This window comes from Candidatus Benthicola sp. (assembly GCF_058719085.1).
Genome location: NZ_JBZQEK010000006.1, coordinates 39,115 through 57,762, shown reverse-complemented (window position 1 = coordinate 57,762; position 18,648 = coordinate 39,115). Strand labels below are relative to the sequence as shown.

The following is an 18,648-nucleotide window of genomic DNA, read 5'->3' as shown; positions in this document are numbered from 1 at the left end:
CGTGGAACAGGGGGTGGTGGCCCCACGTCCACAGGATCTCATCCGGATCCTCCATCCCGGCCTCGATCTCTCTCAATCGGGCGAGATAGGCCTCTTTGCCGCGGACAGCCTCGACCCGCCCACTCGGGAGATTCCAGTCGAACGGAGTGATCATGTGCATCTGCAGCACGAAGCCGCCGACGAGCAGCGGATGCAGGTGGTTGTCGATGAACCCCGGTACCAGCACCTTGTCCTCGAACGTGTCGACCACGTCGTACCGCTGGCCGTCGAGCTGCTGCCGCACCTCCTCGAGGCTTCCCACCGCAACGATCCTGTCATCGGCGACCGCGACCGCCGTCGCTTCCGGTGTGGACTCATCCATCGTGATGATCTTCTTCGCCGTATAGACGACGGCCAGTTCGCCTCCCTCAGCGGCCCGTTCGCCTTCCCCTTGGGCGCAGCCGATTGACCCCAGGCCGCAGAACAGAAGGATCGTTAGCACACCCACTAAGGAACGTGTGCTACTGCCTTTCATGATGCTTTCTCCTCATCAGATTGAGCTCGGAAAACCCGGCATCCACTGGCAGGACGATGCCGTTGCGGAACACGACAATCTCCTCGGCCCCTGCTCCGCCGGAGTCGCCGCGGCAGCCCGCAAGTGTCAGTCCCGCCAGAGCTCCGGAACTGGTTTTGACGAAGGTCCGTCGATCCCACTGCATGGTTCTCTCCTAGAGCAGTGGCACGATGGCGAAGCGGAAAGTCCATTCGGCCGATACGCCGGTGTCCGCGAAGTTGTATTCCGCGTCGGCGTAGAATCGCACCGGCAGCTTGCCGATGCTTACGAGCTTCCCGAGCCGGCCTCCCAGTGGCAGCGACGTCCACGCGCCGGAATTGAAATCGTAGTTGAACATCATCTCGGACAGTTCCACCGACCAGTTCTTGCCCAATCCGTAGCTGCCGAAGGGTTGCCCCGTCATGATGCTGACGTCGTCCCGGTCACTGGCCCCCGCCACGCTGAAGTTGGTCAGAAAGATCCCGCCTACGAGGAGCTTACCCGCCTTGTGAAGGGCCCCGAACGCAGGGCCCAGCGACCACTTCTCGCTGCCGAGTGCCGGATCCGAGGCCGTGGGCACGATCGCCGACAGGCCAGCGGCGATCTGCCCGCCCTTCCACGGCGCCGGAAAGATCAGGAGGTCGAACAGGGCCATGTCCGCGATTCCGGTCTTGTCCGCCGTCGGCACGTAGCCCGGCGGGAGCGTGTTCCCCTGGTCATCGTCAGCCAGGGTCGCCCAGTCCGGACCGGCGAGCACGAACGGAAGCGTGATCCGCGCGATGTGCTGCAGCTTCCCGGTCTTGAACGGTATGATCGGCATCACAACCAGGTTCGTCTGATCGGCTCCCGAAAGGTTGTGAAAGCTCGGGGTGTGGCTCACCACCACCTGCATCATGGTCAGGGCGGCCGTTGGGTTTCGGGCTTGCTGGGCCAGATCACTTTCGGATTGCTTCTGCTCCTGCGCGACGGCCTGGCCGACCGTGCCCAGGCCGACGGATATGCCGATCAGCAGTGGAACCCAACTCGCTTTCATCGCGCCTCCTTGGTCGCTACGTACTGGCGTCTTTCGGCCGCTTCTCGCGTCCTATATGCCGTCGTTGCCCTCGACCTCCCCCGTGCTCACGATCCGCAGGTCATGGGTCTGACCGAGCACCCGCAGGGCGCCCAGCAGCGTGTGGAATTCTCCGGAGGCGAGGTATGCCTCCAACCCGGCTCGATCGCTCCATCTTTCCTCCCACAGGAAGCGGTCCGGTGTCCCTTCCCGGGCGAAGACCCTGCGCTCGACGCAAGTCGAATCCGCGGTGAGCCGCTCTTCAAGCAGACTCTCTGCCGCCTGAATGAACTCCTGCCGCTTGCCCGGCGCGATCTCGATGAGGATCTCCAGCTCGATCACCTTGCACCCGTTTCGAAGAGCAGATCTGGGCCGGCGGCCGAAAGGGGTGCACACATCGTGCCCATCCAATGGACGGATCTCATGAACGATGGGAGGAGCCGTAACTATATGTGTGAAATAGCCTTGACGAAAGCAGCCGGCCCGTGCTCCGAACGTCAGGGGTGAAGGGAGGGACCACGACATGTCGCAGATCCACGAAATATCGTGACCCATCGCCTCCGAATGGACCATGGCCATGCCAGGGAGGGGTCCTGAATCAGGAGTTTCGATGGATGCCGTGCTTCTTCAGCCGCGACCGAAGTGTGCTCGGCTTGAGACCCAGGCGGGCCGCCGCACCGTCTTCGCCCTCGATCTTCCACTCCGTTGCTTCGAGCACACTTTCGATGTGCTCGCGCTCCACGGCCGCCAGAGGACGGTATGAGGAGGCCGGAAGACCGGACACGTGATTCCGGTGGTTCGCGTCGAACCCGGGCGGAAGGCTCAGAACCGATCCGTCCGAGAGAATCACGGAGCGCTCCAACACGTTCTCGAGCTCCCGAATGTTCCCGGGCCACGAGTATTCGACGAGCCGTCGCAGCATCGGACCGGGCACCGAATCGATACTCTTGCCCAGTTGCAGGTTGAGGCGCCGGATAAAGTGATGCACTAGTGCCGGAATGTCTTCCCGGCGCTCCCGCAGCGGAGGGACGGTGATCGGATACACGTGGATGCGGTAGAACAGGTCTTCTCGCAGCCGTCCCGATTCCACCTCGGTCTCCAGATGACGGTTCGTCGCCGCGACGATCCGTACATCGACGCGTCTCGGCCGCGAGGCGCCGACCGGAGTGAACTCCGAGGTATCGAGCACCCGCAGGAGCTTGATCTGGAGGTCCGGGGAAAGCTCGCCGATCTCGTCCAGGAAAAGGGTCCCCCCATCGGCCAGCTCGAACCGCCCCTTCCGGGCCCTGGTGGCCCCGGTGAAAGCCCCGCGCTCGTGGCCGAAGAGCTCCGTCTCGACGAGATTCGGCGGAAGAGTGCCACAGTCCACCGTGATGAACGGTCCCTCTGACCTCGCGCTTCGCCGGTGAATGGCCCGCGCGATGAGCCCCTTTCCGACCCCCGTCTCGCCCTCGATCAGGACGGTGGCGTCCGTTCCCGCGACCTGTTCCACGCGGAACAGCACGTACCGGAGGGCATCGCTGTCCCCGACGATCTCTTCGAATCCGTGGCTCGATTCGAGCTCCTGGCGAAGAAACAGGTTCTCCTCCTCGAGCTGCCGACGGAGTTCTTCCAGCTCCCGAATCGCTTCATCCCGAGCGACTTCTGCTTCTCGCTGGTCCGTAACGTCCACACCGAGACTCACGAGCCCCGTCATGTCGCCCGCCGGGTCGAGCAGGGGAATCTTCACCCACATGGCGGCACGCCTGCGTCCGTCCCGGGAGCGAAACGCTACCTCGAGCGGAGCATCCGCCCGTTCGGGAGCCGAGTACAGTTCTTCCAACTGCGTACGATCTTCGTCGGAGACGAGGTCGGCGATGTGGCGTCCGACCACGTCCCTTTCGGACCAGCCCGTCACGCGCGAAAAGTAGGGGTTCACGTAGGCGATACGCCCCGCGTTATCGACCTCGGTCACGAACAGGTCCACGTGATCGAGGAGCGCCCGCCAGCGACGCTGGCTTTCCCTCATCTCTTCCGACAGATCGGCCGCTCGCGCCACGTCCAGCGCCAGCTCGGATCCAACGAACAACACGAGGACCAGGTAGGCGAAGGAGAACAGGTACGGTGCGTCGACCACACCGAACTCGGACAGCGGTCCTATGACCCAGAAGGCAACGGCGAACGGAGCGAAGGCGGCGCTGAGTACGGATGCTCGCCGTCGCTCACCCGCGTGCCACAGTTTCCGGGCTCCGATCACGAAGAGGATCACGATCAGCGCACCAGGCAGGGTCGCCAGGGGCCAGATCGCCTGTGGACGGCCTTCGGCGAACGCGATCACCTCGCCCCAGGGCAACTCGATCGCGCGCAGTCCCGTGACCTCATCGTACAGGAGCGTGAACGGAGACAGGAAGTTGACGATCAGCAGCGCCGTCACGAGGACCAGAACCGTGAACGCGAGCCGATTGCGTTCCACCCGCCCGTACTCCTTGATGAACCAGGCGAAGCCGGCCAGGAATACGGCCAGGAACGCGACCTGCCATCGGAGGGCCGAGACATAGGTGTCGATGCCACCAGCCACGTAGAGACGCGCTTCCGCCAGACTCGCAACTCCCGAGGCGATGGCTGCCAGTCCGAACCACCCGTAGTACGCGTGACTCCGGCGGATCATCCAGACGGCCCCCGACAGCAAGCCAACGGTGAGGCTGGCAGCCGACGCCATATACAGCGCGACGATCAGGGGGCTTACTTGGTCCACCGCTCATCCTCGGTGAACACGGTGTCCACAACGGGCGTCGGCTCAACGTCCCGAAGGGCCTTCGCGATCCGTTCGCGCACGGCGTCGAGCTCCGCCACGCGGTCCGGCCTGAACTCGGAACTCACTACAAGCTGGTTCAGCACGTACAGGAACCGCCCCACCTTCATCATACGCACGTGCGAGACCTGGAGCGGCACGTCTTCGATGGCGCCGCCCACCCTCCGCCGCACTTCCTCCTGAATCGCTGGATCCGGAGCGAAGGCCAGTATCTCGCGAACGCCCTCGCGAACCGTACGGATCGGTACCGCGAGAATCGCTAGAACGAGGACCACGACCAGCGTCGGATCCACGTAGGGCACCAGGTAAGCGAACCTCGTACGCCCCATGACCAGGGCGAGAACGAACACGGCGGCGACCACGCCGCTGAGCAGCCCGTCGATGAGCCAGTTCCTCGAGTCCACCTCGAGAAGGGGCGAGACGAGCCGCCGGGCGGCCCGGCGCTGAGCCGCGCCCACCAGAAGGCAGCCGACCAGGGCGATCACAGCATACACGATTCCGAGCCCGGGCCGGACCTCCCGGCCACCGCTCAGGATCGCACCGATGCTCCCGGCCAGGGCGAAACCGGCCACCCCCAGCATCAGAAGACCCTTGATGGTGTTCAGGAAAGGCTCGAATTGGGCGTACCCGAAATGGAAGTGCTCGTCGGGCGGCTGATGCACCAGCCGGGCCACGCGGATGGTGACGACAGCCATCGCGAAGCCGACCAGGGAAAAGAACCCGTCGAGCAGGACGGCCTGAGAGCCGGAGAGCCACCCGAAGCCGAGCCCGAGCGCGGCCATGACGAGATTCATGGCAACGGAGAGCCGCAGGGCCCTGGTCTCGTCTGGCATGGCGGTCTCCGGCGTCTCGTTCGTGCTGATATTGTGCGATCGGGCGGCGGTGCGGCGCTGACAGCGGCGGCTACGGCGGGCTCTCGCTTCTCCGCCTCTCGGTCTCCTGCGACGTGTACAGCCCCACCATTCGCGCCACCAGGATCACCAGGTAGAGCTGACCGAGTACCGCCTCGAGCATGGCGAGGATCCGCGCGGCCTCGCTCTTCGGGTGAATGTCGCCGTACCCCAGCGTGGTAAGGGTGACGAAGCTGAAGTAGACCATCGATCCCTGTGCCCTGACGGAGAGGTCCCGCCAGTCGACGGAGACCCCCTGGCCCGCCTGGCGCGATCGCTGGACTTCTCCGAATGGGTCGTCCTCCGGATACTGCAGCGCACCGGGGTCCACCAGGGCGAGCGTGTAGAACGCGAGCGCCCAGATCAGGGCCATGAGCAGGTAGACGCTGACCGCCCCGTAGATCGTCTCCACGTCTACCTCTTGCCGCTTCAGCGTCCAGCGGAGCGTCACCAGCGCCACGTAGGCGAAGAAGAGGAGGTAGAGTACCTGGCTGATCGAGTGAAGCAGGATCCGGTCGAGAGCCGCGCCCGCCCAGTTCAGCGCCACCGCCGGGAGAGCGAGACACAGGCCGAACAGGAACCCGCCCCGTTGATCCGAGACGGCGTTCAGGCCTGACAGCAGGACCACGAACATCAGCCCCGCGATGATCCGGCGGAGGATCGGGCCTTCCGGAACCACGAGAGGCGCGGCCAGCGCCACCACGAGGAACCAGAACAGGACCCCGAAGCGCCCCGAAGTGAGCACTCGGAAGATACCGACCCGACCCGAACCGTTGACGATCAACCTCCTGCGCCCGGATCCGCGGCTAGAAGTAATAGCGCATTTCGAACGTGCCTCCGAACGACTTGAGGTCTTCGCTCAGCGCCTCGGTCGGAAACACCGCGTAGCCCAGGTTGAGCCCGAGTGTCAGATCCCGGCGTCCCGTGTAACCGACGCGGAAAAGGAAGGACCTCACGACGCTCGTGATGTCCGTTCCCCCTTCCGGGAAGGAGTCCTGCGTATAGCCTATTGCCAGCCCGATCGGCAGCCATCCCGCGGCCGCGAGGTCGAAGTCGAACGAGCCGCCGAAGCGCAGGAACCACTCATCGCTCTCGCTCTCGTCCACCGGCTCGCCGAACCCGGTTTCGGCGAACGTCACCAGACCCACGAGGGAACTGATGGCATAGGTATAACGCGCTCCGACGCCAGCGCGCATGGACGGCGTCGTCTGGACGAGTTCCGCTTCCTCGCCTTCGAGCCAGTCGTTCACGAAGTCTGCGATGTTGATGGTGGTGAAGCTGTTGTTCTTCACATCGGCGTTGAGTGACAGGTAGCTGCTCTCCGTCTCGAGAAGGCGGATCAGCCAGCCGATCTCGAAGCCCGTGGTCGCCGAGACTCCGCTCGAGAGCAGGGCGGTCGTGCCCGTACCGAGCCGGCCGAGGACCTTACCTTTGACCCGGAACGCGATCCAGTCCCGGATCGTCTGCTGGTACTCGAGGCCCAGGTCCGCGAAGACCAGGTTCCCGGCCGAGGCGACCAGGGTGTCGCCGTTGATGATGCCCAGCGGAAAGTCGACGCTCGCCGTCTTCGATACGCCCAGGTTCGTGCGCACGTAGGAACGCACGAAGGCGTCGGGAATGCCGGGGATGGAACTGAACGTGTGGCCCTTGAGGTGGGGCACCTTCCATTCGCCACCGGTCTCCTGCGCCGCAAGTGGCGCCGTGAGCGCGACGATCGCGAGGGCGGCGAGAGCCGCCCGGCCGGGCAACCGGTTCGGGACGCTCATCGATCACCTCCCAGCGTCAGCAGCACCCCTGCCAGCAGCTGGAGGCCGCTGGAGCGCAGACGGGCGTTGAGCGATTCCTCCGACACGCCATCCCCAAGCGTATTGAAGATCCCCTGTTCGTACCGCGCCTCGAGCATGATCTCCACCGGACCCACGGGAAGCTGGCCGCCGACCCCGAAGTCCACGGCGAGATCGACATCGTCGAAGTCGCTCTTCACGTCGATCGGGTCGCCCTCCCCGTCTTCGGGAACGATCTCCGCCCCCGTGAGGAAGGAGACGTCGATCCCGGTCGTCACGTAGACCTTTCCCCCCGCGGTGACGAACTTGGCCAGCACCGGGACCGCGAAGTAGCTGAGCTCGAGCGTGCCGATCTTCACCGGGTCTTCTTCGTCTTCGAACTCGTACTCGAGCCCGGTCCCTCTTGGCAGGATCGTGGGCTGTACGCTCAGCCACACGTCGTTCGCGAGGTGGAACTCGCCGACGAGCCCGACACCGATCGCCGTCCGGACGGAATACGAGAAGTCCTGCGGAGCGTCCCCGCTCAGGCTCGAGCGGTTGAGGTCGCCGAACGCACCGATCTTCACCTGCGCAGGGGCCGTCGCGGCTGCGGCGAGGGTGAAGAGAAGGAGGGGCGGCAGCGAACGGAGGATCTTCATGTGGCTCTCCAGGGAGGGGCCGTTCGTCGCGAACACCGGGTCCCGAGGAATGAGAATGTGCTGGCGGGCAGCGATGCAGGCAACCGGCGCACCCCGCGCGAATGCCCGGCAGCGGGCCCCACTGTACATTGGGCGTCATGATGATTCGATCCTGCCGCACTCCGAGCCTGTCGATCGTGGCCGTCGCGATTCTCGGGGCCGCCTGCGCGGCCCCCGACGCGAACTCCGAGCGCCCCCTCAACCCCGACTTCCCGCCCGGCTGGCGCTACTCCTCGACGGAGGCCCCGGTGCGCGCCGCTCAGGGCATGGTGGTCTCCACCGACTCGCTGGCCAGCGCCGCGGGCCTGAGCGTGCTCCGGGCGGGGGGAAACGCCGTGGACGCCGCGGTGGCCACGCATTTCGCTCTCGCCGTGGTCAACCCCGAAGCCGGGAACATCGGGGGCGGAGGCTTCCTCGTCGCGCGCATGGCGGGTGCGGATGATGCGCGCGTCGCGCTCGACTTCCGGGAGAAGGCGCCCCTGGCCGCCACCCCGGACATGTACCTGGACGCGGACGGTCGGGTCACCGACCGGGGCGTGATCGGGCACCTGGCCTCCGGCGTGCCGGGATCCGTGGCCGGGATGGAGGCGGCCTGGAGGCGATTCGGCACCCTTCCCTGGTCGGACCTCCTGCAGCCGGCCATCCGCCTGGCACGCGACGGATTCGTCATCCGGGGACCGCGACTCTCGGGCGTCCCCTCGCGGGCGGAGGATCTTCGACGGTTTCCGTCCACGGCTGCCGTGTTCCTGCCGGGGGGTGAGCCGCCTCCGAGCGGTTCCGTGTTCCGGCAACCCGATCTCGCGCGGGCGCTCGAATCGATCGCGGCCGAGGGCGCGGCCGCCTTCTACCAGGGGTGGATCGCCGACTCGACCGTGGCCCAGATGGAACGGGGCGGCGGGATCATCACGCATGAGGACCTGGCGGCGTACGAAGCGGTGTGGCGGGACCCGGTGACGCTCGACTATCGCGGATACGAGATCATCACCATGCCTCCCCCCTCCTCGGGCGGCATCACTCTGGGCGAGATGCTCAACATCGTCGAGGGCTTCGACCTCGCGGACATGGGCTGGCTGTCGGCGGACCACGTGCACGTGGCCGTGGAGGCGATGCGTCGGGCGTTCGCCGACCGGAACTACTACCTCGGCGATCCCGACTTCGTGGACATCCCCGTGGAGAGGCTGTTGTCCCAGGCATACGCCGATTCGCTGGCCGGCACGATCGACCCGCGACTCGCCTCGGACTCCCGCGCGTTCAACCGGGTGCCCGAGGAATCCACGCAGACCACGCACTACTCGATCGTGGACCCGGAGGGTAACGCGGTCGCCGTGACCACCACGATCAACAGCTGGTTCGGGTCGAAGGTCGTGGTGCGCGGGGCCGGCTACCTCCTCAACAACGAGATGGATGACTTCACCTCGAAGCCCGGCGTGCCGAACCAGTTCGGTCTCGTCCAGGGGGAAGCGAACGCGATCGAGCCCGGAAAGCGCATGCTGTCAGCCATGACCCCCACGATCGTCGTCGATTCACTCGGCGCGACGCGGCTGGTGACGGGAACGCCGGGCGGACCGACGATCATCACGACGATGTTCGAGGCGGTGACGAACTTCGTCGACTTCGGACTGCCGGTTCGGGCCTCGGTGAACGCACCCCGGTTCCACCACCAGCACCTGCCGGACGTCGTGTTCTACGAGCCGTCCGGTCTGCCCGAGGCCGTGGTCTCCGAGCTCGAGCGGCGCGGGCATCTGCTGGAAGAACGGACCGAGTACAGCGGCGACGTGCAGTCGATCCAGCTGAACGACGGCGCCCGGCTCGGCGCGTCGGATCACCGGCGGGGAGGGCAGGCGCTCGGATTCTGACTCCGGTGACCCGCCCCTGCCGGCCGCGGTCCGGTCAGAGAGGTCGCCGCACCGAGATCGGCTGCTCCACCCGCAGCTTCATGGCGGAGCCCTCCTCCAGGACCGCGTCCACGTCTCCCGTGCCGAGCGCGATCGCCGTCCCGGCGGCCGCTCCGGCCGCACCGCCGATGATCGTCCCGGTGGCGTTCCCCCCGATCACGCGGCCGAGGATCCCTCCGACCACCGCCCCGGCCCCGATGGTGACCGCCTTCTCCTCGGTGCTCTTTCGGCCGCGCGTGGTCGGGTTCGCCTCCGCGACCGTCATCATCACGGGGCGCGCTTCGCCGTCGAGGAGAAGCTGGCCGAAGTCGACCCGGATCACCGCCTGCTGGCCGGCCCCGCCGGACACCTCGAGCGCCGTCACCTTGCCCTGGATCCGGGTGCCCGCGGGAATCAGCACGTGCGTGTCATCCGTCACGGGCGAGAGCAGCGTCACCGTGAACACATCGCCGACGTTGCTCGTCTCCGTGCTGAGCTCCTCGTCCAGCGACACCTCGAGGAGCGTGCCCGAGGCCACCGTTCCCTCGTGGAAGGTGGGCGCCGCGGCCGGATCACGCCGCGCGGAGGTGCTCGTCGCCGGACGCGTCTCTGGAGTCCGGGCCGGCGCCGTCTCAGGGGCCTTCTCCGGAACCTTCTCCGCCTCGGCCCCGAGCGCGGTGTCGCCCGGCAGGGCGGCCGAGTCCTGCGACATGGCCAGGTCGAGTTCCCGGTCCAGCGGGTCCGGCTCGTCGTCGGAAGGTCCGCAGCCGGCGACCCACAGAGCCGCTCCCATCACGAAAAGCCGTGACATCAACCTGAACTTCTTGCGCATGTCCCCCTCCGTTCCATCCGTACGTGTTTCGCCTGTATCGGTATGTCCGCCTTCACGCGGCGGTCGCCTGCACCGCTGCAGGCGCACATTCCGGGCCGCATCGAAGCCGACTCCCTCGGGGCCGCGGTGGACCTCGCCCTGCACGTCTGCGTACTCTGGTGTTCCATGACTGCTCGTAACGATACCTCCGGCCCGACGCCTGCGGGGCGCGCATGAGACATCTCCGCACCCTGCTGCCGTATTACCGTCCGTATCTTCGGGGGGTCCTCGCCGGGATGGGGCTGGTGGTGATCTCGAACGTGTTCACGATCCTCGGCCCGTTCATCCTCAAGCTGGCGATCGACGGACTGACCGAGGAGGTGACGCGGGAACGGATCATCCGGTACGCGCTCTTCCTGGTCGGGGCCGCGCTGGTGGCGGGCGCCGCCCGCTATGGAATGCGTGAGCTCCTGAACGGAATCAGCCGCCGAATCGAGACCGACCTCCGGAACGATCTGTTCTCGCACTTCCTGCGCCTGCCGCCCCAGTTCTACGACCGGTGGCGCACCGGAGACCTGATGAGCCGGGCCACCAACGACGTGCAGGCGGTACGGCAGGTGGCGGGGCCGTCGATCATGTACCTGGTCAACACGCTCACCATCGGGACCCTCGCCCTCGGGCTGATGATCTGGATCAGCCCGCGGCTCACGCTCATCGCCATGATCCCCATGGTCCTCATGCCTCCGCTGGTGATCTGGATCGGACGGAGGATCAACGTCCGGTTCGAGCGCATTCAGGAACAGTTCTCCGAGATCTCGAACTTCGCGCAGGAGAACCTGGCGGGGATCCGGATCGTGAAGGCGTACGGTCGGGAAGCCGATCGATCGGAGGCGTTCGCGGATCTGAACGCGGAGTACCGGCGCAGAAACATGGACCTGGCCCGGATCTGGGGCGCCTTCTTCCCCGTTCTCACCTTCATGGGCGGGCTCGGCTCGGTGCTCGTCCTGTGGATCGGAGGACGAGAGGTGATCGAAGGCGCCATTACGGTCGGCGACTTCGTCGCGTTCGGCTTCTACCTCGTGCTCCTCATGTGGCCGATGATCGCGGTGGGGTGGGTCACGAACCAGATCCAGCGCGGCGCCGCGTCCATGGGGCGGATCAACTCGCTGCTCGCGGAGACGGCCTCGATCGACGATCCGGACGAACCGGCGGAGGCTGGACAGCTCCATGGGGCGATCGAGTTCGACGACGTGTCGTTCCGCTACCCGGGGACCGATCGCTGGGTGCTGAGGAACGTCTCGTTCCGAATCGAGCCGGGCCAGACCGTGGCGGTCGTGGGCGGCACGGCGAGCGGCAAGACGACCCTGGTGCGGCTCATCCCGCGCCTGTACGACGTGGTCGCCGGTACGGTCCGTGTGGATGGGATCGACGTGCGGCGCCTGCGGCTGGAGGATCTCCGGAACGCCGTTGGCATGGTGCCGCAGGAGCCCTTCCTGTTCAGCATGCGTCTCCGCCGGAACCTCACCATGGGCGACCCGGAGGCGGCGGTGCCCGAGCGTCTCGAGCGCGCGATCGACATCGCCCAGCTGCGCGCCACCCTCGACGTGCTGCCGGAGGGGATCGACACGAGACTGGGAGAGCGCGGGATCAACCTGTCGGGCGGACAGAAGCAGCGAGCCACCATCGCCCGGGCCCTGTACCGGGAAACCCCGATCCTCATCCTCGACGACGCCCTGTCGGCCGTCGACACGGTGACCGAAGAGGCGATCCTGAACGGCCTCAAGGACTACATGGCGGATCGCACCTCGATCGTCGTGTCGCACCGCGTCACGGCGGTCGCAGGGGCGGACCTGATCCTAGTGCTGGAGGAAGGTCGGCTGGCCGAGACCGGCACCCACGCCGAACTCATCGCCCGGGCGGGCGTGTACGCACGGCTGCTCGAGCGCCAGCTGTTGGAAGAGGAGATCGAGAGGGAGGAGGCCGTCTGAGCCTCGGCCGGCGATACCGGCCTCCGATCAGATGCGCTCCAGAATGAACGACGGCGTGAACTGCGTGGCCCAGCCCGCGAGCGCCGTGAACCGGCCGCTCGCCAGCAGCACCCCCACCGCGATGAGCAGCACTCCGCTGATCCGCTCCACCCACGGGATCCACCGCTTGAAGCGGTCGAAGGTGGACAGGAACCACGAGAGAGCCAGCGCGCTGAGAAGGAACGGCACCGCGAGCCCCAGCGAGTAGAAGCCGAGCAGGACCAGGCCGTCCGTCAGCGTGTGCCGGGTCGCCGCGAAGGTCAGAATTCCGCCCAGAATCGGCCCGATGCACGGCGTCCAGCCGGCGCCGAAGGTGATCCCCACCAGTGTCGACCCGAGGTAGCCGAGCGGCTTGTCGCGCAGGTGAATGCGGCGCTCCCGGGCCATCCCCTTGAACGGTCTCACGCCGACGAGGTACAGCCCGAAGAAGATGATCAGGAGGCCTCCGATGCGGGCGATCCAGATCTGGTACTCTCGCAGCAGCCGGCCCACGAAGGTGGCCGACGCGCCGAGCGCGAGGAAGATCAGGCTGAACCCGAGCACGAAGAACAGCGAGTGGATGAACGCGGTGCGCTTGACGTCGCCTCCGCCATCCTCCAGCTCCTCGATCCCCACCCCGCTGACGAACGACAGGTAGGAGGGCACGAGCGGGAGCACGCAAGGCGAGAGAAAGGATAGAACGCCCGCCGTGAAGGCGACCGCGACCCCGATCTCCAGTTCGTTCATCCCAGCTCCCCGTCCGGCCCGGACACCCGTATTCCGCAAGCAAAGGCGCCCGTCGCGGTGCCGCGACGAGCGCCGACCTTCGACCGCGGGCCGAAGCTAACCCCGTGGAACCCCTCGATCAATCGGGAACCGGCTCCTCCGGCTCGGTGAGTCGGTGCCAGCTTTCGGCACTGCCGCCGATCTCCAGGTGGAGAGGTTCGCGGTGATCTCCCAGACGTTCTCGGAAGCCGGCGATGACCCGGGGCACGCGGTGCGTCGGGACGGCCCCGTACTCCGTGATTCGCCGGCAGGCGCCGTTCGCCCGCGCCGCCGGGTCGCCCCCGTTTCCATTGCCATTACGGTGGCCGTTCCCGTTGCCATTTCCGATGCCGTTCCCGTTGGCGCGGCCGACGGAACCGCCATTGGCCCTCGCGGGCCCGTCGCTCCCGGCCTCGCCGAACTCCGCTCCGCACACCCGGCGCATCTCGTCCGGCAGGATCCGGGTGAAGAGGAGGAATTCGGCCGAGCCTTCGAGGTGCGACAACGGGGGGAACACCCACACGTCGCTGATCTCCGCGGGCGCGATGCGCTGGCCGAGATCGCGGAGGCGCGTGGCGACCTCCAGGTGGGTGTCTTCGTGGGCCTCTGTCCTGTCCGGTTCCATCACTCCCTCGCCGAGAGGAGAAACGTATCCGAGCCGCCGTAGCCGGCGGTGGACGGGCAGGACGACAGAAATGTAAGCATCCCGAGCCCGACGGTACAGGGGTCGACGCCAGGCGGAATCAGCGGAGCTCCTTCCGGACCTCTTCGAGCACCCGGGCTTCGGCCGCCTCGAGTCCCTCGGGCACGACGGCGCCGGACGCCTTCGTGTGTCCCCCACCCCCGAGGCGCCGGGCCACCGCGGCGACGTCCGCGTCTCCCGTGGAGCGCAGGGACACCTTGGTGCTTCCGTCGTGCAGCTCGCGAAGCAGCAGCGCCACCTGTACGCCGCGGATCCGGCGGGCGTACTCGACGATCCCCTCCAGGTCCTCCTTCACCGCGCCCGTCCGGGCCACGTCGGCATGCCCGAGCGAGATCCAGGCGACCGGCACGTCGTCGGCCACCCGAAGCTTCCCGAGCGCCCGACGCAGCAGCTCGAGGCGCGCCGGCGTGTACTGCGCATAGATGCGCTCGTACATGGCCTCCGGATCGACACCCGCCCGCAGCAGCTCGGCCGCGATCTCGTGGGTGCGGGCCGTGGTGTTGGCGAAGCGGAACGAGCCCGTGTCCGTCGCCATCGCCACGTACAGGCCCTCGGCCTCACCGGTCTCGACCTCGTCCCCCGCCAGCCGGATCAGCTCGAAGACCAGTTCCCCGGTGGCGCAGGCAGAAGGATCGCACACGACGATGTCCCCGATGGAGGAGGACGTGGCGGGGTGGTGGTCGATCACCAGGACCCGGCGTCCCTCCGCCCCCGGGAGCACGGCACCGAGCCGCGAGGGCTCTGCCGTGTCGAGAACCAGGAACAGGTTCGCGTCGCGCATCGCCGTCCGACCCTCTTCGTCCGCCGGAGTGTGCGGCACCAGGCCTGCCGGAAGCAGGAACCGGAACAGCTCCGGGAACGGAGTCGGATTGACGATCGACGGTTCCAGCCCCCTGCGCAGCAGCCAGTGCGCGATCGCGGACTCGCTGCCGGCTCCATCGCCGTCGGCGTTCAGGTGGGTGGAGAGGACGACCCGGCGCCCGGGCTCGAGCTCCTCCAGAATCCGGCTCAGCCCGGCCTGCGTGGCCATTCGAGATCCGGTCACGGTCTGCCCCCGAACTTCTTCGCGATCTTCGCCCAGGTGGACGCGAGGTGCACGAGCCGACTCGACGACCTGCCCTCGATGCGTCCGGACGACAGGGCGGCCACGAAATCGGCTGCATCCGTGAACGGTCGCGTGACGGCGCGCGCGCGGCCGATTTCCCCCAGCGTATGCGCGTCGCTTCCCGCTCCGACGGGCAGTCCGTTGGCTGCGGCCCAGCTCTCGGCCCTGCGGTTTCGCCTCGGATCGTGGATCCGCGCGTTGAAGCCCTCGACGACATCCACGCAGTCGCGGACGCCCTCGAGGAAACGCTCGTTGGTCCCCCGGTGTGAATCGAAGGGGTGCGGGAGGTACACGACCCCTCCCTGGCGCCGGATCTCGTCCGCCACCTCCCGGAACGTGCCTCCGCGCGGAATGTGGTCGGTGAGAAAGAGGCCGATGAGGTCCAGACCCTCGGCGGTCCTCACCTCCTCGCCCACGATCACCAGCTCGGGGTCGACGTCCCGCGCCTCGAACGCACCGGCGATCTCGTTGTGGTCGGTGATCGCGATCCGGTGCAACCCCGCCTCCCGGGCCCGGCGAACCACGTCCGCCGGGTCGCTCCGACAGTCCGCGGAGGCGCGGGTGTGCATGTGCAGATCGAGGCTCCACTCGACCGGGATGCCCTCCGCCCGCCCTTCGTAGGCGGCGCTGGCCCCGGTGACCGCATCCCACACCTCTCGCGCCTGCTCGTCCAGCTCCGCGCGCTCACCATCGTTCCATATCACGTAATCCGCCGCCTCGCGCTTGCGCTGCCCCGACCACTGCGCCGCATCCATGGCGGCGAATTCCTCTCCCGTCAGCCCCCGGGACGCTTCCACACGCCGTCGACGCGTTTCCGTCGGCGCATCCACCACCACCACGGCGTCGAACTCCGCCCGCAGGTCCTTTTCGAACAGGAGCGGGATCTCGAGCACCGCCACCGCGGCTCCCTCCCGCTCCGCACGGTCGAGCAGATCCTCCCTGAGGCGATCCACCTCGGGGTGGATGATGGCCTCGAGTCGCCTCAGGGCGTCGGCGTCCGCGAACACCACCGATCGGAGCGCCGCACGATCCAGGGTACCGTCCTCGCGCAGCATCCCCGCCCCGAACGCCTCCCGGATTCTCCCGAGCGCCGGCTGGCCCGGCTCGACCGCCTCCCGGGCGAGACCGTCGGCGTCGATCCTGAACGCTCCCCACGATTCGAACAGATCACCGACCGTGCTCTTGCCGGCGCCCATGGTGCCGGTGAGTCCGATGCGGATCACGCCTCGTCCCCGGACCCGGGTGAGGCCTGGATCAACGACTCCCGGGGCTCTCCATCCACGCCGAGGGCCGTGGCGAACTCGTCGAGCAGCGTCTCGATCGCCTCGTCCACCTGCGCGGCCGAAGCTCCGCCTTCCGCTCCCGGAAGCCGGATCCGACCTCCCGCCATCTCCCCATGGCCCCCGGCGGACCCGCGATCGCCCACCACGCGCTGGACGAGATCTCCCGCATACGGGTTGTCGCCGTGGGCCCGCACGGAAATCAGGACCCGGTCCTGGTACGGACCGGCGGCGATGACCCAGTCTACGCCATGGACCTTGAGAAAGAAGTCCGCCAGCTCCGCGATCAGGTCCGGGTATTCCAGGCTTCCCAGAGGGACGAAGACCGCGCCACCGCGGCTCCACGCACGCTCCAGCCCCTCGTGAACCGCACGGTACACACCGCGCGGCACCCGGGCGTGGCGGATCTTCGAAATCGAGGCCGGGTCGGTTCTCGGGTACAGGAAAATGCTCGCCGCCACGTCGGCCTCCGACGCCTCGCGCCCGAGGTCCATGGTCTCCGACTGGATGCCGTAGAAGAGCGCCGTGGCCAGCTTCCGATCCGGCTCCAGCCTGGCCGCGCGGAGGTATTCGACGATCATCGTCGCCGACGCTCCGTAGTCGGGTCGGATGTCGACGAAGTCCGCCGACTCGCTGGTCTCCCTCGGCGGGTGGTGGTCGAGGACCACGGTCGCCTTCTCACCCGGCGGAAGGGAGTTGTTCCCCGTTCCCGGCTGGGTGTCGACCAGGGCCCATGCGGTGCCCGGGGCCACCTGAACCGTCTCGATCCTCTCGAACGGCACGCCCAGCTCCTCCATGAGCGAACGGTTCTCGGCTCTCCCGATGATCCCGCCGAAGGCGACCGTGACGGGAATCCCGGACAGGCGCTCGATCAGGAAGCCGAGCCCGGCCGCGGACGCGATCGCGTCGGGGTCCGGGTTGTCGTGCGTGAGCACGAGGGCCCGCTCCGCCGCCCCGAGAACCCACCGCATCTCGGAGAGCCTCTCCGTCACCTCGGCCTTCGGGCGGGGCGGGTTCTTGGGTCCCGCCTCGATCTCGGCGCCGTCTTCGCCGTCCGAAGCCGGCCGCGACTCGTCCGGAGAGAGCATCAGTCGGAGCAGTCTCCATGAGGGTACGGGTGTCTGCAGTTCGGGCAGTGGCCGGCGCGACACCCCATGTTGCGGAGCGGCAGCTCGACGTTGCAGCGCAGACAGGAAGCATCGGGCCGCCCGGTCATGCGTTCGCCCGGCCGGACCGGATCCTCCGGGCGCCGGACGCGGGGGGCGGTCATCGCCATCCGTCCGGGCGGGCCGCCCGCCCCACGAAGGGGTTGGACTCCGCTTCCACGGCGACCGTGGTCGCCGGGCCGTGCCCGCTGTACAGGGTGGTCCCGGCCGGGAGCGTGAGGATCTGTTCGCGGATCGAGCCGAGGAGGGTCTCCGTGTCGCCTCCCGGCAGATCCGTGCGGCCGATCGAGCCCGCGAAGATGCAATCGCCGACGAACGCCTCATCGCCCCCCACGAGGACCACGCCGCCCGGCGAGTGTCCCGGGGCGTGACGCACCTCGAACGCGATCGTCCCGAACGCCAGCGTCTGCCCGTGCTCGAGACGCGCATCCGGAGGAGGCGGCGCCTCCACGTTCACACCGAACATCGCCCCGTGCTCCGCGGCGCGTTCGTACAGCGGCAGGTCGGCCGCGTGCAGGTAGACGGGCGCTCCGTAGCGTCGCACCAGGCCGGCCACCCCGCCCACGTGGTCGACGTGCGCGTGCGTCAGGAGGATCGCGTGCGGCGTCGCACCCCAGACGTCGAGAAGGGCGGCGATGCGCTCCGGCTCCGCGCCGGGATCGACCACCACGCTGTCCGGGCCCGAGCGGACCAGGAAGCAGTTGGCCTGGAAGGGACCCACGGGCACGCACCGGACCTCCAGCCCCTGGGAGTTCATCCCCGGTGCTCGCCGGTGAAATCGGAGAAGCCCGGCCCCGGCGATCGAACCGGGCCGGGCCATGAGTCACGCCCTGGAAGCGTCATCGCGGGGTCAGACCGAAAACGACGTTCCGCAGCCGCAGGATCCCGTCGCATTGGGATTCTCGAAGGTGAACCCCTGCCCCTGAAAGCTGCTGTGGTAGCCGATCCTGACGCCGGAGAGGTACTGTCCGCTGAACGGATCCATGAAGAGACGGATGCCCTGCGATTCGATCACGTAGTCGTCGTCCGCCGGGTCCTCCTCGTCCACCTCGAGGGCGTACTCGAAGCCCGAACAGCCCCCCGGCATCACGCTGACCCGAAGGGCGGCCGTGTTCTCGTCCAGATTCTCGGCCGCGAAGAAGTGCCGCACCTGCTCGGCGGCCTCCTCCGTGAGGGTGATCGTCACATCCTCCGCGGCCATGGTCTCTTTCAT

The 18,648-nt window shown here is 67.5% G+C and carries 19 protein-coding genes; 2 read left to right on the top strand and 17 right to left on the bottom strand.

Features of this window, described 5'->3' with window-relative positions:
- The 9 genes from AC36XV_RS00760 to AC36XV_RS00720 all read right to left on the bottom strand — a co-directional run.
- Positions 1-514 (bottom strand): imidazolonepropionase-like domain-containing protein (locus AC36XV_RS00760; RefSeq protein ID WP_492201771.1); only part of this gene is annotated, 514 nt, incomplete at its 3' end.
- Positions 501-698, bottom strand: coding sequence for a hypothetical protein (locus AC36XV_RS00755; protein WP_492201770.1), 198 nt, complete (start codon positions 696-698; stop codon positions 501-503). The genes AC36XV_RS00755 and AC36XV_RS00760, both read right to left, overlap by 14 nt.
- A 9-nt stretch (positions 699-707) precedes the next feature.
- On the bottom strand, positions 708-1,565 hold the full coding sequence (locus AC36XV_RS00750) for a hypothetical protein (RefSeq protein ID WP_492201769.1): 858 nt from the start codon (positions 1,563-1,565) through the stop codon (positions 708-710).
- Between the two features lie 51 nt (positions 1,566-1,616).
- Complete coding sequence (locus AC36XV_RS00745) at positions 1,617-1,925, bottom strand: putative quinol monooxygenase (RefSeq protein ID WP_492201768.1); 309 nt, start codon at positions 1,923-1,925, stop codon at positions 1,617-1,619.
- A 256-nt stretch (positions 1,926-2,181) separates the two neighbouring features.
- The gene (locus tag AC36XV_RS00740; RefSeq protein WP_492201767.1) at positions 2,182-4,317 is read right to left on the bottom strand and encodes a sigma-54 interaction domain-containing protein; all 2,136 of its coding nucleotides are present in this window, start codon (positions 4,315-4,317) and stop codon (positions 2,182-2,184) included.
- On the bottom strand, positions 4,305-5,207 hold the full coding sequence (locus AC36XV_RS00735) for a cation diffusion facilitator family transporter (protein ID WP_492201766.1): 903 nt from the start codon (positions 5,205-5,207) through the stop codon (positions 4,305-4,307). The genes AC36XV_RS00740 and AC36XV_RS00735 overlap by 13 nt, the downstream gene beginning before the upstream one ends.
- Before the next feature lie 70 nt (positions 5,208-5,277).
- On the bottom strand, positions 5,278-6,048 hold the full coding sequence (locus AC36XV_RS00730) for a potassium channel family protein (protein ID WP_492201765.1): 771 nt from the start codon (positions 6,046-6,048) through the stop codon (positions 5,278-5,280).
- Between the two features lie 22 nt (positions 6,049-6,070).
- Complete coding sequence (locus AC36XV_RS00725; protein ID WP_492201764.1) at positions 6,071-7,030, bottom strand: hypothetical protein; 960 nt, start codon at positions 7,028-7,030, stop codon at positions 6,071-6,073.
- Positions 7,027-7,686 carry a porin family protein gene (locus tag AC36XV_RS00720; protein WP_492201763.1) on the bottom strand — a complete coding sequence of 220 codons (660 nt, stop codon included), beginning with the start codon at positions 7,684-7,686 and terminating at the stop codon, positions 7,027-7,029. Before AC36XV_RS00720 ends, AC36XV_RS00725 begins: the two co-directional genes overlap by 4 nt.
- A 137-nt stretch (positions 7,687-7,823) precedes the next feature.
- Between AC36XV_RS00720 and ggt the strand changes: the two genes are divergently transcribed.
- A complete protein-coding gene (gene ggt / locus AC36XV_RS00715) occupies positions 7,824-9,581 on the top strand; it encodes a gamma-glutamyltransferase (RefSeq protein WP_492201762.1) in 1,758 nt (585 codons plus the stop codon).
- Between the two features lie 34 nt (positions 9,582-9,615).
- On the opposite strand, the gene AC36XV_RS00710 is transcribed toward ggt, so the two are convergent.
- Entirely contained in the window at positions 9,616-10,431 is an 816-nt protein-coding gene (locus AC36XV_RS00710) for a hypothetical protein (RefSeq protein WP_492201761.1), read from the bottom strand.
- Between the two features lie 212 nt (positions 10,432-10,643).
- Here AC36XV_RS00710 and AC36XV_RS00705 point away from each other — a divergent pair, with 212 nt between their 5' ends.
- Positions 10,644-12,398: an ABC transporter ATP-binding protein gene (locus AC36XV_RS00705; protein WP_492201760.1), complete on the top strand. Its 1,755-nt coding sequence runs from the start codon at positions 10,644-10,646 to the stop codon at positions 12,396-12,398.
- 27 nt (positions 12,399-12,425) lie between these two features.
- Here AC36XV_RS00705 and AC36XV_RS00700 read toward each other — a convergent pair whose 3' ends face one another.
- The 7 genes from AC36XV_RS00700 to AC36XV_RS00670 all read right to left on the bottom strand — a co-directional run bounded on the left by AC36XV_RS00700 (position 12,426) and on the right by AC36XV_RS00670 (position 18,648).
- Positions 12,426-13,163: a cytochrome c biogenesis CcdA family protein gene (locus AC36XV_RS00700; protein WP_492201759.1), complete on the bottom strand. Its 738-nt coding sequence runs from the start codon at positions 13,161-13,163 to the stop codon at positions 12,426-12,428.
- Between the two features lie 118 nt (positions 13,164-13,281).
- The gene (locus AC36XV_RS00695; RefSeq protein WP_492201758.1) at positions 13,282-13,806 is read right to left on the bottom strand and encodes a hypothetical protein; all 525 of its coding nucleotides are present in this window, start codon (positions 13,804-13,806) and stop codon (positions 13,282-13,284) included.
- A gap of 118 nt (positions 13,807-13,924) precedes the next feature.
- On the bottom strand, positions 13,925-14,914 hold the full coding sequence (locus AC36XV_RS00690; RefSeq protein ID WP_492201757.1) for a DHH family phosphoesterase: 990 nt from the start codon (positions 14,912-14,914) through the stop codon (positions 13,925-13,927).
- A gap of 11 nt (positions 14,915-14,925) precedes the next feature.
- Positions 14,926-16,212: a dephospho-CoA kinase gene (gene coaE / locus AC36XV_RS00685; protein ID WP_492201756.1), complete on the bottom strand. Its 1,287-nt coding sequence runs from the start codon at positions 16,210-16,212 to the stop codon at positions 14,926-14,928.
- Positions 16,209-17,357, bottom strand: coding sequence for a DHH family phosphoesterase (locus AC36XV_RS00680; protein ID WP_492201755.1), 1,149 nt, complete (start codon positions 17,355-17,357; stop codon positions 16,209-16,211). The genes coaE and AC36XV_RS00680 overlap by 4 nt, the downstream gene beginning before the upstream one ends.
- A 178-nt stretch (positions 17,358-17,535) precedes the next feature.
- Positions 17,536-18,192 (bottom strand): MBL fold metallo-hydrolase, encoded by a 657-nt coding sequence (locus AC36XV_RS00675; RefSeq protein WP_492201754.1) that lies wholly within the window; start codon positions 18,190-18,192, stop codon positions 17,536-17,538.
- Between the two features lie 93 nt (positions 18,193-18,285).
- Positions 18,286-18,648, bottom strand: a complete 363-nt coding sequence (locus AC36XV_RS00670; RefSeq protein WP_492201773.1) for a HesB/IscA family protein — start codon at positions 18,646-18,648, stop codon at positions 18,286-18,288.